We start from the raw sequence: 18,600 nt of genomic DNA, 5'->3' as shown, positions 1-18,600 counted from the left end.
TTTATCGCGAATATGCCTTATTTTTGTATATACAGAAAACCAAAGCTGTGATACCATAAAAACAAACACAAACAAAATAAAACAATCAAAAACAAAGGTGATGACAAAACATGGCTAAATCATTATGGGAATCTCAAAAAGCGTCTGCACTTGAAAGCGGCGTCGAAGAACTTGTTTACCGTTCCAATCTGATCGGCACTGACCGGACCGTATGCAACTGGGGCGGCGGCAATACATCAATGAAGACGGTTGTGAAGGATTTCCGCGGCCGCGATGTCGAAGTCATGTATGTCAAAGGAAGCGGCTCCGATCTGGCCTCTATGAAAGCGAAAAATTTCACGGCTCTGCGCATGGAGGATATCCGTCCATTATTCGAGCTTGAGAGCATGTCCGATGAAGACATGGTCGCTTATCTGGCGAATTGCATGATCGACAGCAAGCACCCGCGCGCATCCATAGAGACTCTGCTGCACGCCTTCCTTCCTTTCAAGCATGTGGATCATACTCATCCGGACTCTATCATCAGCCTGTGCTGTACCGACAATGGCCGCGAGCTGGCAGTAGAAATCTTCGGCGACCGTTTCGTCTGGGTCCCCTATGTCCGTCCCGGCTTTACCCTGTCGAAAATGATCGCGGAAGGGGTGCTTGCCAACCCCAAAGCCGAGCTTGTGCTGATGGAGAAGCATGGTCTGGTAACATGGGGGGAAACCTCTGAGGAAGCCTACAACAAAACGCTGCAAATCATTACCGAGGCGGAGGAATATATCGCAGGCCGCATCGATGAGAACGCCGTATTCGGAGGCGCGCGCTACAGCTCTCTGGAAGCTGGCAAAAGACGCGAGCTTGCTGCTGCCGTCATGCCGACGATCCGCGGCGCAGTCAGCGCGGAGAAGCCTATGCTGGCCGTCTTCGATGATGAGGCTGATGTGCTGGAGTTCGTCAATGGCCGCGATTCGGCAAAGCTCTCCCAGGTTGGCGCAGCCTGCCCCGATCATCTGGTTCATACCAAAATGACGCCGCTGTACATTGAATGGGATCCGGCATCAGGAACCCGGGAAACACTGATTCAAAGCGTAAAAGAAGGTATTGCCGCATTCAAAGCAGAATATACAGCTTACTTTGAACGCAACAAGAACGAAGGCGACGTCATGTTCGAAGCGGCTCCACGCGTGATTCTGATCCCGGGCATCGGCATGTTCAACACTGGCAAATCCCGCGCCAATGCTCAGGTCAGCGGTGCGCTTTATCACCGTGCCATTGCGGTTATGCGCGGCGCGACAGCACTTGGCTCCTTTGTTTCGCTCAGCGAAAATGAGTCGTATAATGTAGAGTACTGGCCCCTTGAGCTGTACAAGCTGACGCTTGCGCCTGCCGAAACCGAATTCTCCCGCAAAATCGCCTTCATTACCGGCGGAGCGGGCGGAATTGGCAGCGAAACGGCCCGCCGTCTGGTATCGGAAGGCGCGCATGTCGTGCTTGCCGACCTCAATCTTGAAGGCGCGCAGAAGGTTGCGGACGATATTAACGCCAAGCATGGCGAAGGCCGCGCTCTCGCCGTGAAGATGGATGTGACGAGCGAAGAGCAGGTAATAGCCGCTTTCGCTGAATCCGCCTTGTATTACGGCGGGGTGGACATTCTGGTGAACAACGCAGGGCTTGCCACCTCCAGCCCGTTCGAGGAAACATCGCTGAAAGAATGGAATCTGAACATGAACGTGCTGGGAACCGGCTATTTCCTTGTTGCGCGCGAAGCTTTCAAAACCATGAAAACTCAAAGCATTGGCGGCAGCATGGTATTTATCGGCTCCAAGAACTCGATCTTTGCAGGCAAAAGCGTTACGGCGTACAGCTCGGCCAAAGCGCTTGAAGCGCATCTTGCACGCTGCATCGCAGCGGAAGGCGGAGCGGACGGCATCCGAGTGAACACTATTCTTCCAGACGCCATTCTTCAGGGATCTGCAATCTGGAATTCCAACTGGCGCAATGAGCGCGCTGCGGCATACGGCATCGAGCCGGATCAGCTGGAAGCCCACTACCGCAACCGGACAACACTGCTTGTGAACATCTATCCTTCCGACATCGCCGAGGGCGTAGCTTTCTTCGCCTCATCGAAATCAGCCAAAACAACGGGCTGCATGCTGACGATCGATGGCGGAGTGCCGGCGGCATTCACACGCTAATTCAACTATCCGCTTTTCTTACAAGGAGGAAATCGCATTGGCTGCAAAAAAAGGCGAAACATTATGGGTGATCCCGGACGGTTACATTCCACCGCATAGCAGCGGGGAGCTTGAGAGCCACGAATCCATCTGTGTTCTGAATACCAATCATATGGACGCGCAATTGATCGTCAACGTTTATTTTGAAGACCGTGAACCGCTGGAAGGCATTACGGTGCTGGTTCCGGCCAAGCGGACGCTTCATCAGCGCACTGCGCTGCTCAGAAGCGGCTCTGAGAGCATCCCCAAGGGTGTTCCCTATGCAATGGAAGTCATGAGCGATATTCCCGTTTATGTCCAATACAGCAGACTTGATGCGACACAGCCGGCCAACGCCTTAATGTCGGTGATGGCTTATCCGGTAAGAGATAACCAATAGTCCGGGAATGAGAGGATGATACTTACCATGAATGATCGCGCCTATGCTTTATTCGAAGAGCAGCAGAAGAGTCGCGGCATCGACATAAACAAGGCCAAGGAAAAACTGAAATCCCTTCGTATTGAAACACCTTCTTGGGGCTACGGCGATTCAGGAACCCGCTTCAAAGTGTTCCAGAAGGTCGGCGTTCCCCGCAATCCGTTCGAGAAATTCGATGATGCTGCCGTAGTGCAGAAGCTGACAGGCCTTTGCCCGTCGGTAGCTATCCATATTCCTTGGGATAAAGTGGACGATTACGACAAGCTCCGCAGCCATGCGGAGGGTCTCGGTCTTCAAATCGGAGCCGTTAATCCCAATTTGTTTCAGGATGAGGATTATATGCTGGGCAGCGTAACCAACTCGGATGCCGCTATCCGCCGCAAAGCGACCGATCATCTTCTGGAGTGTGTAGAAATCGCCAAAGCCACAGGCTCCAGCGATCTCAGCCTCTGGTTTGCGGACGGCACGAACTATCCGGGTCAGGCCGATATTCGCAGGCGCAAAGCGTGGATGCATGAAGCGTTGGCCGAGATGTACAAGGCGTTGACGCCGGATATGCGGATGCTGATCGAATATAAATTTTTTGAACCGTCTTTCTATCATACGGATCTTGCCGATTGGGGCATGGCGTACAATCTGGCGGGCAAGCTCGGCGCACAGGCTTCTGTTCTCGTCGATACCGGCCACCATGCGCCTGGTACCAATGTGGAGCATATTGTCGCTTACCTGCTGGATGAGCAAAGACTGGGCGGCTTCCACTTCAACAGCCGCAAATATGCGGACGATGATCTGATTGTCGGTGCGATTAATCCTTATGAATTATTTCTTATTTTCTATCAGATTCTTGAAGCGGCGAATGACGCGAACAGCGGCATTCGCGGCTGTGCCGACGATATTGCCTATATGATCGATCAATGTCACAACATCGAACCGAAAATCCAGGCGATGATCCGTTCCGTATTAAATGTCCAGACCCAGTATGCCAAAGCTCTGCTGATCAATCTGGATGAGGTGCATGCGGCTCAGGAAGCGCAGGATGTCATGGCTGCCGAGGATGCAGTGCGCAGTGCGTTCGAGTTCGATGTAACGCCGCTCCTGCATGCGGTGCGCGAGGAGCAGAATCTGCCCCTTGATCCGATGAAGGCTTTTCGGGAAAGCGGTTATTATGAGTCCGTTGCCCATCGCGGCAAAGGCGGAGCGAGCTGGTGAAGGCGCTCGCGTTCGATCTTGGCGCAGGCAGCGGACGCGCAGTGCTGGGATGGATCGAGGAGGGCAGGATCGTCATCCGGGAAGTGCACCGGTTCACGAATGAGCCGGTACAGGTTGGCGGGCGTCTCTATTGGGACATCTTAAGGCTGTATCACGAAATCAAACAGGGTATCCGCAGTGCATGGCGTGCTGCGGACGGGCAAATCGGCAGCATAGGCATTGATTCCTGGGCCGTCGATTTTGGCTTGATCGGCAGCAATGGCGAGCTGCTGGCCAATCCCTATCATTACCGGGACGGCCATACTTCGACAGCCATCGAAGAGGTGCTGAAAATCGTGCCGGAAGCGGAGATATTCGCGCGCAGCGGGATTCAATTTCTCCCTTTTAATACGCTGTACCAGCTCCATGCCATGAAGCGGGACGGGAATCTGTCGCTTGCGCAGGCAAAGCATCTGCTTATGATCCCTGATCTGCTGCGCTACTTCCTATCCGGTGAAATGCACAGCGAATTCACGAATGCCTCGACTACGCAGGCGCTCAATCCCGCAACAGGGCTTTGGGATGAACGGCTGTTGACGGCGATCGGCATCGATCCGGCGATTATGCTGCCTCCGGTTCAGCCGGGCACGGCTGTCGGAGCTTTAAGCGAATCCGTTGCGCAGGAGCTTGGCACCGTCGCAATCCCTTTGATTGCGGTTGGCGAGCACGACACAGCATCAGCTGTCGCAGCGGTACCGGCACTCGAGCCGTCCTTTGCTTATCTGAGCTGTGGAACCTGGTCGCTGATGGGTACCGAAGTTCTTGAGCCGGTGCTGAGCGAGCATGCGCGTGCGCTGAATTTCACCAATGAAGGCGGTGTTTACGGGACGTACCGGCTGCTTAAGAACATCATGGGTCTATGGCTGCTGGAAGAGAGCAAGCGGGCATGGGAAAGAGAAGGCGGCAGCAAGCTGGCATACTCTGACCTGCTTGGACGCGCAGCTGCATCCGAGCCTTTCCGCTCTCTGATTGATCCGGATGACATGCGGTTTCTGAATCCGGCGCATATGCCTTCGGAAATTGCCGCGTATTGCCGGGGGACCGGTCAACCGGTTCCGGCATCGGATGGAGAGATTGTCCGCTGCGTATTGGAGAGCCTTGCCTTGAAATACCGTTATGTGCTGGAGAAAACGCAAGAACTGAGCGGGACGGTCTATGAAGGACTGCATATGGTTGGCGGCGGCATTCAGAATGAAATGCTCTGCCGCTTTACGGCGGGAGCGCTGGGTAAGCCCGTATGGGCAGGACCTGCGGAAGGCAGCGCGCTGGGCAATCTTGCCGTCCAGTTTATCGCTTCCGGTGAAGCTGCTGATATTGCCGAAGCGCGCAAGCTGATCGGAGAATCCTTTGCTGTCAACGTGTATGAACCGGATGACTCCGGTATCTGGGAAGAACAATACGGAACTTGGCGGGAGCTCACAGGTCTGCAATAATGGAAATAAAGCCCGTGGCTTTTACTATTCGGATTGGACTGAAGCTTATGTTGGTAGCCGAAAGATATGCAAAAATCATCCGCCTCGTCAATGAGCGGGGCAGTATCCGGGTGAGCGAGCTCAGCGAGCTGTGCGGCGTTACCGAAGAGACGATCCGGCGCGATCTGGACCGGCTCGAGCAAACCGGCAAGCTTGAGCGCAGTCACGGCGGCGCCATGAGCGTGAAGGATGCGCAGGCCGAGATTCCTTACTTTGAACGTGAGGTTATGAACGCAGCGGAGAAGAAACGGATTGCTGCCGAAGCGGTCGGTCAAATCGAGCCCTACAGCAAAATTGCGCTTGATGCAAGCACCACGGCATACTATATGGCGGCTGAGCTTCCGAATATCCCGTTGACTGTTCTGACCAATTCGATCAAGGTAGCGCTGGAGCTCGCCGGGAAGGAGAAGATTCAGGTCTTCTCCACCGGGGGAATCCTTTCACCCCGCTCCTTGTCCTATCAAGGGCCTCTCGCAGAGAGCAACCTGGAGCAGTACCACGTGAACAAGGCTTTTATTTCCGGCAAGGGCATTCATCCCGAGCGGGGAATAAGCGAATCCAGCGAGCTGCAAGCGGCGGTGAAACGGAAGATGATCGGTTTGGCTGATGAAGTATACCTGCTAGTCGATTACAGCAAATTTGGCGTTCGGGCGTTCTCCCACATCGCTGACTGTGAACAAATCGATCATCTGATTACAGATGACCGGGCCGACCCGGAGGTACTGCGTATTTTAACCGGGCAGGGCATTAAAGTGACGATCAGCCATTAGCAAGACGCAAGTTTGAACAGGCGGCCGCAACCTCATGCGAATGGGGCCGGGCGCCTGTCTTTAAAATTGGGGAAATCATGCAGGGTATCGAAATTTATTATTCAAATTTGCGGTACAAGTTTAAAAATAGTCAATAAACCAAGTTGCCATAACATAAGATGGAGTATAAGATAGTTATTAAGAAAGAATATTCAGAACATTTCGTCAACGGATCAACACTGGGGGGAGGAGTTGCCGATGAACAAGAGTCATGAAGTGGAGTACTGCAACCTGGAGCTGCGTTTTGACCGGCGGCAAATCCAGAATTTGATTCGGGATTTGATACAGGAGGGTTATTCGCTGTATTGGAGCGAGTCGGACGTTTACTTTCTCATATCGGTACGCAGCGGGCGCAAGCTTGTGAAGCTCCGGTTTCAGAGAGTGCGCAACCGTTACAAAATCATCGGCGATTATATCATTAAGGATGAGAAACTGTCGGAGCTGCTTGAGAAGCTGATTAACGATTCCCGTGGTCATGCGGTTGTTAAGCGCTTTAAGGACCGCCAAATCGTGATTGAAAGCATCATGTTCGGCGAAATCATTCGACTTGTGGAGGTGTCCGGGATGGAGCATCGGATTATTTACCAGAAGAAACCATTGGTCACTGTAGAAGAAATGATTCAGGCTTTTCAGTCTAAACGTGCGGAAGAACGGGCGGTTGTGCTGAGGTATGAGCTGGATTATGAGCTTTCGGTCCTGCATGAGGCGATCAAAGAGGAACGCGATGAAGATGCGGCGCTTTCCAAAGAGCGGCTGCAGTCGCTGAGGATTGAGATGATACAGCTTGAATTATAGAAAGAGGATTGGAGCTTTCCCATTCAAATAAGCCTTTTGGAGCTTACGCGCCAAAAGGCTTATTTTTGCATGCCGCCCGTTCCATTGTTTACACGGCTTGCCCGCATGTTTTACAATGTAACGATAGCAAAAAGTGCTTTTTGGCTTGCTGCGGGAGGAGAGACGGATGGTGAGGAATGCAACCGGTAAGATTATTATAGCCGTCGATATCGGGACGACGAGCACCAAGGTACTGGCGTTGAACGCGGACCGCTATAAAGGCGCGCAGGCATCGAAGGAAGGCGTCTCGATCCGCGCCAGGGCGGAAGAAGGATACCCTCTGCTCGAGCCCCATCCGGGACATTTCGAACAGGACCCCGGCCTGATCGCCGAGGCGGTGGAACGGTCAATCCGGGAGGTTATGCGCAAGGGCGGTATTCAGGCAGACGAGGTGGCTTGCCTTACATTCAGCTCGGCCATGCATGGATTAATCGCAGTTGATGGGGCTGGAGAGGCTTTGACGCCCTGTGTGACATGGGCTGACTTAAGAGCGGCCGGTTATGCGAAGAAGCTCAGAGACAGCGGGGAAGCCGGAAAACTGACGATGCGGACGGGCGTCCCCGTTCATGCGATGACCCCGCTTTGCAAGCTGCTGTGGCTCCGCGACAACGAACCGGAAATATTCGCTTCCGCCCGCTGCTTCATCGGAATCAAGGAATTTGTGCTGCACCGCTGGTTCGAAGGTCCTTATCTGATGGACGAGTCCGTAGCCGGGGGAACGGGCTTTTATCACCTGGAGGACCGCAAATGGGATGAGCAGGCTCTGCAGCTTGCCGGCGTAGGGCTCGACAGGCTGCCGCAGCTTGTTCCGTCGGAGCATGTGCTGCAGGGACTGCGTCAGACCGCCGCGGATGCCATGCTGCTGCCGGCAGACGTGCCGGTCATCGTGGGCGCCGCGGATGGCGTGCTCGCGAATCTGGGCGCGGGAGCGGTCGAGAGCGGGATTGCCGCTGTCACAATCGGCACGAGCGGCGCCGTGCGCATCGCGCTGGATACGCCGGCTGCAGATCGCGAAGGACGGCTGTTTTGCTATCCGCTGGCGGATTCCCTGTGGATCGCCGGCGGGCCTGTAAACAGCGGCGGCGTGGTGCTGCGCTGGCTGCGCGACAAGCTGTTCCCGGCCGAAAGGGCTGCGGCGGCCGGGCAGGGAATTGATCCATACGAGCAGCTGATTGCGCTCGCGATGGAAACGCCGCCAGGAGCGGAAGGGCTGCTCAGCCTTCCGCATCTGGCGGGAGAACGGGCGCCGCATTGGGACGAGAATGCGCGCGGGGTCTACATCGGCCTGTCGCTTCACCATGACAGGCGGCATATGATCCGCGCCACGCTGGAGGGTATCCTCTTCGGCCTGCGCGCCGTGGCCGAGCTGGTCGCCGCAAGCTCCGGCGGCGGACCGCTCCGGGAAATCCGCGCCTCGGGCGGCTTCGCCCGCTCGGGCGCGCTGCGGCAGATGATGGCCGATATATTCGGCTGTCCGGTTACCCTCACGGACACCGAGGACGCTTCGGCCATCGGCGCCGCAATGCTGGCGCAGTTCGCGCTCGGGCAGGCTCCGCACGGCCTGCGCGGGCTTGCAGCGGCGGTCGAGGTCGTTGACCGCCGCGATCCGGACCCTCAGGCGGCGGCCGTCTATGACCGCCTGTTCCCGGTCTATCGCTCGCTGTACAACGCACTCGCTCCCGCTTTTGCGGAAATCGCCGCCTACCAGCGCGGCGAATAATCCGGCGCGGGGCGGACCGGCGTTCTCTTGACGTATGCCGCTTCCGGCGTGCGTCTTCGTGCGGCCATGCCGGCTATCGGACCATATCACGCAGCGAAGCCAGTAAAGTCGGGCCCTGATAGAGCCCGTCTGGTCCATAAATCCGATTTTTTTTGGCGCCGGTTTTCATTCCCTTGCAAAAAGAGTAAAATAAAAGTACTGTGTGCGTAAGCGTTACAATCCAACCCTTTCGGGGACAGGCTGTAGCAGACGCATAGAAGCTCAACTATAAATGAGATAAGGGATGGGAAACCACAATGTCTAAACAACAAATTGGTGTAGTTGGTTTGGCCGTAATGGGCAAAAACCTTGCGCTCAACATTGAAAGCAAAGGATTTACTGTCTCGGTCTTCAACCGCTCACGCGAAAAAACGGACGATCTTCTCAAGGAAGCTGCCGGAAAAAATCTTGTGGGTACATTTACAATCGAGGAGTTTGTCGAATCACTGCAAAGCCCCCGCAAAATTCTGATCATGGTTCAAGCCGGCAAAGGTACGGACGCTACCATTGACGCGCTTGTCCCTCATCTGGACGAAGGCGATATTATCATCGACGGAGGCAATGCCTTTTTCCCTGATACCCAGCGCCGCAGCAAGGATCTGGAAGGACAAGGCATTCGGTTTATCGGCACAGGCGTTTCCGGCGGCGAAGAAGGCGCGCTGAAAGGACCGTCCATCATGCCGGGCGGCCAGGAATCTGCCTATAAACTGGTTGAACCCATCCTTACAGCAATTTCCGCGCATGTCAATGGCGACCCTTGCTGTACATACATCGGACCTGATGGCGCAGGACACTATGTCAAAATGGTTCACAACGGAATTGAATATGGCGATATGCAGCTGATTTGCGAAGCCTATGATCTGCTCAAAAATGTTTTGGGCGTTTCGACGGAGGAGCTGCAAAGCATCTTTACCGAATGGAATAAAGGCGAGCTTGACAGCTACCTGATTGAAATCACAGCTGATATTTTCTCCAAATACGATCCGGAAACGAAGCAGCCGATGGTGGATGTCATTCTGGATGAAGCCGGCCAGAAGGGTACTGGCAAATGGACTAGCCAAAGCTCGCTTGATCTTGGCGTCCCGCTGTCGATCATCACCCAATCCGTATTCTCGCGTTTCCTGTCTGCCCTCAAGGAAGAGCGCGTGGCTGCCAGCAAACGGCTGAAGGGCCCGCAAAGCGCTCCGTTCCAAGGCGACAAAACCGCGTTCATCGAAGCAATCCGCAAGGCGCTGTTTGCCAGCAAAATCTGCTCCTACGCACAAGGCTTCGCTCAAATGCGCGCCGCCTCCGAAGAGTTCGGCTGGGATCTGCGCTACGGCGACATCGCCATGATTTTCCGTGGCGGCTGCATTATCCGTGCCCGTTTCCTGCAGAACATCAAGGATGCATACGATCGTGAGCCGGGGCTCCGCAACCTGCTGCTGGATTCCTACTTTCAGGAAATTGTGGAATCGTATCAGGGCGCGTGGCGCGATGTCGTTGCCGCCGCGGTTCAGTATGGCGTTCCGGTTCCGGCGTTCTCCAGCGCGCTGGCCTATTACGACAGCTACCGTACCGCCCGTCTTCCGGCTAACCTGCTGCAGGCGCAGCGCGACTACTTTGGCGCTCACACCTTCAAGCGTGTGGACAAGGAAGGCTCCTTCCACTTTGACTGGCTTCACCTGCACGATTAATTGGTGCCTGCAGGATAGAGGCCAAGAACGCCTTCAATCAGGCAGCTCCGCAGTCTGTCCCCTTCCGGGCCGCAGCCGCTGCGCTGCTTGATCAGAATCATGGAGGCTTCGGAGAAGGATTGAAATATTTTTAATAGCTGTGGCTGGGGAAGGCTGAGTAATTCAGGCGCTTCGTCAGCCACTTTCTTTTTCATAAATTCCAAAATCCATACCACATCCTCACGGCAAAGCGGATAATCGGGATTGAACAAGTGCCCCATAGGTCCAAGCGAAAGATGCGGTTCCCGGTTGTATGCCATAGGCGTCCTCCTTTGCATAATTGGTAACAATAGCGGTATTATCATCTCTACGGCAGGATGAACTTTTTTATACCCGATCTGCGCTAATAATGATATGATAAGCAAACATGTGTAAAATCAATCTGCAGCAAATAAAGAAGGTGTGCTAACGAATGGCGGACAAGCAGCAAGGCCATATTGTACTGGTCGGATTTATGGGGACAGGCAAGTCAACGGTCAGCCAGCTGCTGGCCAGGCGTCTGGACTGTGAGACCATCGATGTGGACGCAGAGATTGAGCGCCGCGAAGGAAGAAGCATTCCGGAAATCTTCACGCATCGCGGCGAGGCGTCATTCCGGGAGGCGGAAACGGCTGCGCTGGCCGATGTGCTCAGCCATGAGGAGAGGAAGGTCATCGCAACAGGCGGAGGTGCGGTGCTGGCCCCCCGCAACTGTGACCTGATGCTTGATTCCGCTTTGGTGGTGGCGCTTACGGCGGACGCGGAACAGATCATTTCCCGTGTCAGCCAGGACGCTTCGCGTCCTCTCCTGCAGGGAGATCTGAGGCAGCGGGTCAACCAGCTTATGGAGGATCGCAAGCATGCTTACGATTTTGCCCATCTGACCATTGATACATCCAGGCTCAATGCGCATGAAGTGGTGGACAAGATCGTAGCCTTCCTGCAGCAATAGCAATAGACCACCCAACTTAAATAAAGGAGCATGATTTCAAAGATGGACGTTCTCGTAACCCCAACCCCTAAACTGCATGGAGAAATCCAGGCGCTCTCATCCAAAAACTACACCACCCGCTACCTGCTCGTTGCGGCGCTGGCGGAAGGAACGAGCACGGTTTACTATCCGGCCCACAGCGAGGACAGCGATGCCATGCGCCGCTGCATCCGGGATCTGGGCGCGGTCATCGAAGAAGACGACGAGAAGATGATTATTACGGGCTTCGGCCGCAGTCCGAAGGATGTCAAAGAGCTGGATGTGGGAAATGCGGGCGCTGTTCTACGCTTCCTGATGGCGGTTGCCGCCCTGTGCCCGGATGTTACCTTCATTAACCGTTATCCGGATTCGCTCGGCAAGCGTCCGCATGACGATCTGATTGATGCTCTGGGGCAGTTGGGCGTAGAGGTCCGGCATGATCAGGGACGTCTTCCCATCACAATTCGCGGAGGAGCGGCCAAGGGCGGGAAAATCCGTGTTTCCGGCAGTGTAAGCTCGCAATATTTAAGCGCGCTGCTGTTTCTGACGCCGCTGCTTGCGGAAGACAGCGAAATCGAGGTGCTGCATGATCTGAAATCCAAGGTCGTCGTGGGACAGACGCTGGAAGTGCTTGAGCAGGCGGGCATCGTCATTGAAGCGAGCGATGATCTGATGTATTACCGCATTCCCGGAGGACAAAGCTATGAAGCCAAGAAGTACGTCGTCCAGGGTGATTACCCCGGCTCTGCGGCTATTCTTGCAGCGGCTGCTGTAACCCAGTCCGATGTTACGCTGCACCGGCTGGAGGAGCACAGCAAGCAGGGAGAACGCGCCATCGTCGATGTGCTCCGCGCTATGGAGGTTCCTTTGACCCATGAGGGCGGGGTTGTCCGCGTTCAGGGCAACGGCAAGCTCAAGGCAGTTGAGTTTGACGGGGATAAAGCCACCGACGCGGTGCTCGCCATGGTGGCGGCCGCTGTGTTCGCGGAAGGAACCTCGCGTTTCTACGATGTGGAGAATCTGCGCTATAAGGAATGCGACAGAATTACGGATTATTTGAACGAGCTGCGCAAGGCCGGGGCGAATGTCGAGGAGCGTCAAAGCGAAATTATCGTGCATGGCCGTCCCGAGGGTGTCGAGGGCGGAGTTGAAATCAACGCTCATTATGACCATCGGGTTATTATGGCGCTCACTGTTGTCGGACTCCGCGCCAAGCAGCCCTTGCGCATCCGCGATGCTCATCATGTGGCCAAATCGTATCCGCAATATTTTGACCATTTGAAGATTCTGGGAGCCAATGTCGAATGGATCGAATAGACCATACGAAAAATTTATAAACCAATATAACCAAAGGATGTGTATCTCTTATGGCATTTGAAAACCCTTCACGCGAGGAAATCAAGGAAATTCTGGAACAAACGAATACAATCGCAGTGGTTGGCTTATCCGATAATCCCGAGCGCACATCCTATTTGGTGTCGCAGGCGATGCAGGCCAAAGGCTACCGGATCATTCCGGTCAACCCCAATGCCGATACCATTCTGGGCGAGAAATCCTATTCTTCCTTGCGGGATATCCCGGAGAAAGTGGATCTGGTCAATGTATTCCGGCGCAGCGAGCATACTCCGCCCATTGCGGCTGAGGCTGCAGCAATCGGGGCAGCAGTCATCTGGCTCCAGCTGGGCGTTTACCATGACGAGACAGCCGAAATCGCGGAACGCGCTGGACTGAAGGTCATTATGGACCGCTGTATCAAAGTGGAGGATTCCTTACTGTTGCCGCATGGAAAAACAAAGGCATAAGCAGATTTTGCTTCTGGTAATTTCCTGAAACCCGCCCATTATTTATACGGGCTGCATATTCATAATTCACGCCAGTCTCTCCCACAATAAGAAAGGCTTTTGGAAGGTGCAGCCTATAAGGCATCCGGAGGTCGACATTTTTTTATTCCAAGGAGGACAACACGTGAACTCGATGTCGCAGCAAGGCGGGTTTCAAAACAGTCAGTTCAGACAGCAGTTTAGCAACCAAGGCAGCCGGAACAGCTTCCAGCCACTTGGGTATGTTCAATCCCAATATCAAGGACAGCCAAAGCAGCAAAACCAAGGGATGTCTTCAGGCGCAGGCTTTTCCAAAATCAACAGCTTTGGAATGAATCAAAGCCGTAACCAAAATCAAAACCAGCCTGTGATCTCTCATGTAGGCTACACGGCTAACCAAGATTACCAACCGCAAAACCAATTTAGCACTGAGTTTTCCTCAATGGGATCTTCACACCAAGCCAACCAATCCCAACCGGTGATTTCCCATACTGGGGGCTACAGTGCCAATCAAAATTTCCGCTCCAATTCAAGCAACCAGTTCAATCAATCGAACCAAATGCAGCAGCAACCGGTGATCTCGCATGCCGGTTACACGGCAGGATCGAATCAATCGAACCAAAACCAGTTCAATCAATCGAACCAAATGCAGCAGCAACCAGTGATCTCGCATGTAGGCTACACGGCCGCAACGAATCAAATGAACCAAAACCAATTCAACCAGAATCAATTCAATCAACCGCAAAACCAATTTGGTTTCCGCTCCAACCTGCAAAGCCAAAACAACTTCTCGCAGGCGAATGCGCACACTTCTCAAAACCCAGTATACCAAGCCACCAACGCGGTCTCGAATTCGGGTCCGGTTCTCTCCAGGCTTGGTTATTCGTCTGGCTCGCAAGCAAGCTCCTTCCAGGGCGCACAAAATACCTTTGGCGGCTTTCAGCGTTAAACGGCAGGCCAATACCAAAGAAGCGGCGGACCAGCGGGTCCGCCGTTTTTTTTTGACAAAGCAGAGCCAAACGCTTACGATCAATAGAGAAAAATTCTATACGGCATAGGCGACAAAAAGGGGAGGGTTTCACGGATGAACATAATGGGGCACCTGCAGCAGCTTGGACGATCTTTAATGCTGCCGACCATCGTGCTCCCGGGAGCGGCTGTATTCCTCAGCCTCAGTGCATTGCCTTGGGACGCGTTGGGACTTCCAGGCATGCAGTCCCATTTACATATGGCGGGTGAAGCGTTATTCACTTTTCTGCCCTATTTATTTGCGTTCGGTGTGGCGATGGGCATGACCAGCAATGCAGGTGCTGCAGGCCTTGCAGCATTGGCAGGCATGTTTATTTATACGGGCATCATAAATGCCAGTCATTACGAGCTGGAGCCGACTGTATTTACCGGAGTCATTATTGGCGTGGTTACGAGCATCTTCAACGAACGGTTCAAATCGATCAAATTTCCGGAATACATCCAGTTTTTTGGCGGACCTCGATTTGTGCCGCTGGCTGTAAGCTTCTTCTCAGCGATACTGGCCATCGTCATGGTGCGTCTTGCGCCAAGTGTGCACGAAGGGTTAATGGTACTCGGTGATATCGTATCTTCTGGCGGGGGATTCGGCGTTTTTCTTTTCGGTTTTGTACTGCGGATTACGGTTGTTTTTGGCCTCCATCACCTGGTCAGTCATGTATTCTGGTTCCAAGTAGGGGGCTACCAGCAGAGCGACGGCTCCGTCCTGTTCGGCGATCTGCCGCGCTTTTTTGCCGGTGACCCGACCGCAGGAGCCTTTATGGCGGGGCTGTATCCCACGATGATGTTTGCGCTGCCTGCCATTGCCTTCGCGATCATTCACGAGGCGCGGGAGGATTTAAAGCCGAAGATCCGCAAAACCTTTATGATCGCGGCGCTTTCGTCTTTTCTGACCGGGGTAACCGAGCCGATCGAGTTTGCCTTTCTGTTCGTCGCGCCGTATTTATTTGTGGTGCATGCGCTGCTTTCCGGCCTGATGATGTGGTTCACCTACGAGCTGGGCATTTTACATGGATTCTCCTTCTCGGCAGGGGCCATTGATTTTCTGATTAATGAGCATCTTGCGACGAGAGGCTGGCTGCTTATCCCAATCGGCATCGTCTTTGGACTTCTATATTATTTTCTGTTCCGGTGGGCGATACGGCGCTTCCGTATTCCGACTCCCGGCCGCGAGGAAGGCTCCCAGCTCGATGAGTGGGCAGGCGATATCCCTTACCGGGCGCCGCTTATTCTGCAAGCGATCGGGGGCAAAGAAAATATACTGCAAATGGAAGCCTGCATTACCCGTCTTCGACTAAAGGTCGCCAGCGACCGGCTGGTGGACAATAACGCGCTGAAGCATTTAGGCGCTGCCGGCGTGATCCGGCTGGGCGGAGGCAATGTGCAAATCGTCTTCGGCACCTATTCCGAGCTTATCCGGGAAGAGATGGACAAGGTAATCCGCCGGGACATTACACGAGTGCTGTTCAGCTCGCCTCTGCAGGGGAGGATGATTCCCCTGACCGAGGTGCCCGATCCGATATTTGCGGGCAAGCTTGTCGGTGACGGGGTGGCTTTTATACCGGACAAAGGCGAGCTTGTTTCTCCGGTGAAGGGCAAGGTCATCCATGTTTACCCATCCATGCACGCAATCGGTATTCGAACGCCAGAGGGGCTGGATGTGCTGCTGCATATCGGCATTGACACCTCACAGCTCAAAGGCAAAGGATTCCATGCGATCGTCAAGGAAGGCGACCAGGTGAAGCCGGGCCAGCTGCTTATCACGTTTGATCTGCAGCAAATCCGCAAGGAAGGCAAATCCCTGGCGACACCGATGGTGATCACGAATTCCGATCGTGTTCGTTCATGGAGTTTTGCTCCGTTCAAGAGCGTTAAACGGGGGCAAGCATCTGTAATGTCAGTCGTTCTGAAAGAGAGAAGCAGTGGGGGGGATACGACATGATTCAAGGAATTGGCGCATCATCAGGCATTGCAATCGGCAAATCATTTGTTCTGCCGAACTGGGAGTGGGATTTGCCGGAGCAAAAAATCGACGTGGCGGATCTGGCTCGTGAGTTCGAGCGGCTATACGAGGGCATCCGTACCTCGAAAGTGGAAATCGAGCAAATGAAGGATGAGCTTCGCGAAGTTGTGGGTACGGAGGAAAGCTATATTTTCGACGCCCATCTGGCCATTCTGGAGGATCCCGTTTTTATGAACGAGATTCAGGGCATCATCCAGCGGCAGTACAAGGCGGCCGAAGTTGCGGTAAAAGAGGCGATTGACCACTTTGTCACAATGTTCGATCTGCTTGATGATGAATATATGAAGGAGCGGGCTTTGGATATCAAGGATGTCGGCAACCGGCTGCTCAAGCATCTGCTTGGCGCTCCGGAGATTACACTGCCGTCCGATACGCAACCCTTCATACTCGTGGCCAAAGAACTTTCGCCTTCACAGCTGGCTCATTTGAATCCCAACCATGTGCTCGGTATCGCTACGCTTGTTGGCAGCACGACCTCCCATTCCTCCATTATGGCCAGAGCGCTTGGCATCCCGCTGGTTGTCGGACTGGATACGAAGATTGAAGATGCCATTCAAACCGGAGATATGCTTATCATTGATGGAGACACCGGAGTTGTTCATCTGGACCCCGAGGCTCATCTGATCGACCGTTACGCCCAGCAGCAGAAGCAGCAGCAGGAAGCCAGCCAGCGGCTTAAAGGCATCGTCAGCTTTCAGCCGGTTACCCAGGATGGCAAGGAGATAGAGCTTGGTGCCAACATCAGCTCGCTCAAGGAGCTGGATATTGCGCTTGCCAGCGGTACGAGCGGCGTTGGGCTGTTCCGAACGGAATTTCTCTACATGGACAGGAGCCGGCTGCCTATGGAGGAAGAACAGTTTGAAGTTTACCGGAGCGTCGCGGAAAAGCTGGCCGGGCGGCCTTTGATTATTCGCACATTGGATATCGGCGGGGATAAGCAGCTTGATTATTTTGAGCTTCCGGAGGAGGAGAATCCGTTTCTGGGTTATCGGGCGATCCGGATATGCCTGGACAAACCGGAGCTATTCAAAACTCAGCTGAGGGCCATTTTGCGCGCAAGCGCCTTTGGTAAAGTGAAAATCATGTATCCGCTGATTTCATCGGTCGAAGAGGTTCAGACGGCGAATTCGCTGCTCTCGGATGCGAAGCGCGAGCTTGTGGAAGAAGGACATGCTTATGACGGGGATATTGAAGTGGGGATCATGATTGAGCTTCCGGCTGCCGTGATGATAGCCGATTTGCTTGCGAAAGAGGTGGATTTCTTCAGTATAGGAACCAACGATCTTGTTCAGTTTACGCTGGCCGTCGACCGGATGAACGATCAAATCTCGCATCTGTATGAGCCGTATCATCCAGCTGTGCTGAGGATGTTGAAATTCACTGTGGAGGCAGCCAAGCAAGCCGGTATTCATATCGGTGTGTGCGGAGAAATGGCGGGGGATTTGAAGGCACTTCCGATTTGGCTCGCCCTGGATGTGGATGAGCTCAGCATGTCGCCGCATGCCATACTGCCCATTAAAGAACGGCTGCTTTCCCTGACGCAGCAGGACAGCCGTTCATTGTTCAGTGAAATATTAACCTGCCGGACGAGTCGGAGCATCCATGAAATGCTGGCATCTTTCCAGAGCATGCAGCAAAGCGGCGGGAATCAGGGTTCGATGACCACCCGGTAGCAGTTATCACGGCTGCTGTTTAGCTGGAGGGGATGACCTTATCCCTTGAATGCATCCACGAAAGCCTTGGCATACGGAGGCAAATCTGGCGGTCTCCGCGAGGAAATCAGATTGCCGTCGACGACCACTGGCTCATCAATCCAGACAGCGCCGGCATTTTCCATATCATCGCGTATTCCAGGCGTAGATGTGACCTTGCGCCCGCTGAGTATCTTTGCGGAAATAAGCACCCAGCCGGCATGGCAGATCTGACCGATCGGTTTGGCCGCGGCATCCATATCCTTGACCAGCTGAAGCACCTGCGGATAGCGTCTCAGCTTGTCCGGCGCCCATCCGCCGGGAACGAGCAGGCCATCAATCTGCGAGCTGTCTACTTCGTCAAATGACAGATCGGCTTTAGCCGGCACGCCGTATTTGCCAATATGAGTGCGGTTCTTCTCCGGCCCGGCGAACAGAACGGCTGCCCCTTCTTCGCGTACGCGATAAACGGGATACCAGAGCTCCAAATCTTCGAATTCATCGTCCAATAAACAAATAATGGTTTTACCTTGCAGCGTCATTGTAATCCTCCTTAACGTCAACATTATGAAACTGTCAGGCTTGCTTCTTGCAGTCTATCAGCAATATTGTATCGA

General features: G+C 54.0%; 16 protein-coding genes. 14 read left to right on the top strand and 2 right to left on the bottom strand.

The window, feature by feature from the left end; translation table 11 throughout:
• Window positions 1-110 precede the first annotated feature (110 nt).
• From AC0YOA_RS25470 to gndA, 8 genes are all read left to right on the top strand, one after another.
• On the top strand, window positions 111-2,180 hold the full coding sequence (locus AC0YOA_RS25470) for a bifunctional aldolase/short-chain dehydrogenase (protein WP_475789017.1): 2,070 nt from the start codon (window positions 111-113) through the stop codon (window positions 2,178-2,180).
• A gap of 37 nt (window positions 2,181-2,217) precedes the next feature.
• Window positions 2,218-2,598, top strand: a complete 381-nt coding sequence (locus AC0YOA_RS25465) for a sensory rhodopsin transducer (protein ID WP_475771458.1) — start codon at window positions 2,218-2,220, stop codon at window positions 2,596-2,598.
• Window positions 2,599-2,625: 27 nt separating this feature from the next.
• Window positions 2,626-3,846 (top strand): L-rhamnose isomerase, encoded by a 1,221-nt coding sequence (gene rhaI, locus AC0YOA_RS25460; RefSeq protein ID WP_475789016.1) that lies wholly within the window; start codon window positions 2,626-2,628, stop codon window positions 3,844-3,846.
• Entirely contained in the window at window positions 3,843-5,318 is a 1,476-nt protein-coding gene (locus AC0YOA_RS25455; protein WP_475789015.1) for a rhamnulokinase, read from the top strand. Before rhaI ends, AC0YOA_RS25455 begins: the two co-directional genes overlap by 4 nt.
• A gap of 47 nt (window positions 5,319-5,365) precedes the next feature.
• Complete coding sequence (locus tag AC0YOA_RS25450) at window positions 5,366-6,127, top strand: DeoR/GlpR family DNA-binding transcription regulator (protein WP_210040020.1); 762 nt, start codon at window positions 5,366-5,368, stop codon at window positions 6,125-6,127.
• A 237-nt stretch (window positions 6,128-6,364) separates the two neighbouring features.
• Window positions 6,365-6,961 (top strand): hypothetical protein, encoded by a 597-nt coding sequence (locus tag AC0YOA_RS25445; RefSeq protein ID WP_210039954.1) that lies wholly within the window; start codon window positions 6,365-6,367, stop codon window positions 6,959-6,961.
• 166 nt (window positions 6,962-7,127) lie between these two features.
• Window positions 7,128-8,720, top strand: a complete 1,593-nt coding sequence (locus tag AC0YOA_RS25440; protein WP_475789014.1) for a gluconokinase — start codon at window positions 7,128-7,130, stop codon at window positions 8,718-8,720.
• A gap of 296 nt (window positions 8,721-9,016) precedes the next feature.
• The gene (gndA, locus tag AC0YOA_RS25435) at window positions 9,017-10,435 is read left to right on the top strand and encodes an NADP-dependent phosphogluconate dehydrogenase (RefSeq protein ID WP_475789013.1); all 1,419 of its coding nucleotides are present in this window, start codon (window positions 9,017-9,019) and stop codon (window positions 10,433-10,435) included.
• Here the strand turns inward: gndA and AC0YOA_RS25430 are convergent.
• On the bottom strand, window positions 10,432-10,734 hold the full coding sequence (locus tag AC0YOA_RS25430) for a hypothetical protein (RefSeq protein WP_475789012.1): 303 nt from the start codon (window positions 10,732-10,734) through the stop codon (window positions 10,432-10,434). The two genes, gndA and AC0YOA_RS25430, sit on opposite strands and share 4 nt — an antisense overlap.
• A gap of 152 nt (window positions 10,735-10,886) precedes the next feature.
• On the opposite strand from AC0YOA_RS25430, the gene AC0YOA_RS25425 reads away from it, so the two are divergent.
• From AC0YOA_RS25425 to ptsP, 6 genes are all read left to right on the top strand, one after another.
• Window positions 10,887-11,405: a shikimate kinase gene (locus AC0YOA_RS25425; RefSeq protein ID WP_475789011.1), complete on the top strand. Its 519-nt coding sequence runs from the start codon at window positions 10,887-10,889 to the stop codon at window positions 11,403-11,405.
• A 42-nt stretch (window positions 11,406-11,447) separates the two neighbouring features.
• Window positions 11,448-12,740, top strand: coding sequence for a 3-phosphoshikimate 1-carboxyvinyltransferase (gene aroA / locus AC0YOA_RS25420; RefSeq protein ID WP_475789010.1), 1,293 nt, complete (start codon window positions 11,448-11,450; stop codon window positions 12,738-12,740).
• 50 nt (window positions 12,741-12,790) lie between these two features.
• A complete protein-coding gene (locus AC0YOA_RS25415) occupies window positions 12,791-13,225 on the top strand; it encodes a CoA-binding protein (protein WP_475789009.1) in 435 nt (144 codons plus the stop codon).
• Window positions 13,226-13,388: 163 nt separating this feature from the next.
• Window positions 13,389-14,192 (top strand): hypothetical protein, encoded by an 804-nt coding sequence (locus AC0YOA_RS25410; RefSeq protein WP_475789008.1) that lies wholly within the window; start codon window positions 13,389-13,391, stop codon window positions 14,190-14,192.
• A gap of 135 nt (window positions 14,193-14,327) precedes the next feature.
• Window positions 14,328-16,211, top strand: coding sequence for a glucose PTS transporter subunit IIA (locus tag AC0YOA_RS25405; protein ID WP_210039962.1), 1,884 nt, complete (start codon window positions 14,328-14,330; stop codon window positions 16,209-16,211).
• Window positions 16,208-17,965 (top strand): phosphoenolpyruvate--protein phosphotransferase, encoded by a 1,758-nt coding sequence (gene ptsP / locus AC0YOA_RS25400; RefSeq protein WP_210039963.1) that lies wholly within the window; start codon window positions 16,208-16,210, stop codon window positions 17,963-17,965. The genes AC0YOA_RS25405 and ptsP overlap by 4 nt, the downstream gene beginning before the upstream one ends.
• Window positions 17,966-18,003: 38 nt before the next feature.
• Here ptsP and AC0YOA_RS25395 read toward each other — a convergent pair whose 3' ends face one another.
• Window positions 18,004-18,525 carry a type 1 glutamine amidotransferase domain-containing protein gene (locus AC0YOA_RS25395; RefSeq protein ID WP_475789007.1) on the bottom strand — a complete coding sequence of 174 codons (522 nt, stop codon included), beginning with the start codon at window positions 18,523-18,525 and terminating at the stop codon, window positions 18,004-18,006.
• Window positions 18,526-18,600: the final 75 nt, after the last annotated feature.

The sequence above is a fragment of the Paenibacillus sp. JT22N12 genome (genome assembly GCF_056269365.1).
The sequence above is the reverse complement of the archived record's forward strand: the minus strand, read 5'-3'. Positions and strand labels throughout refer to the sequence as shown.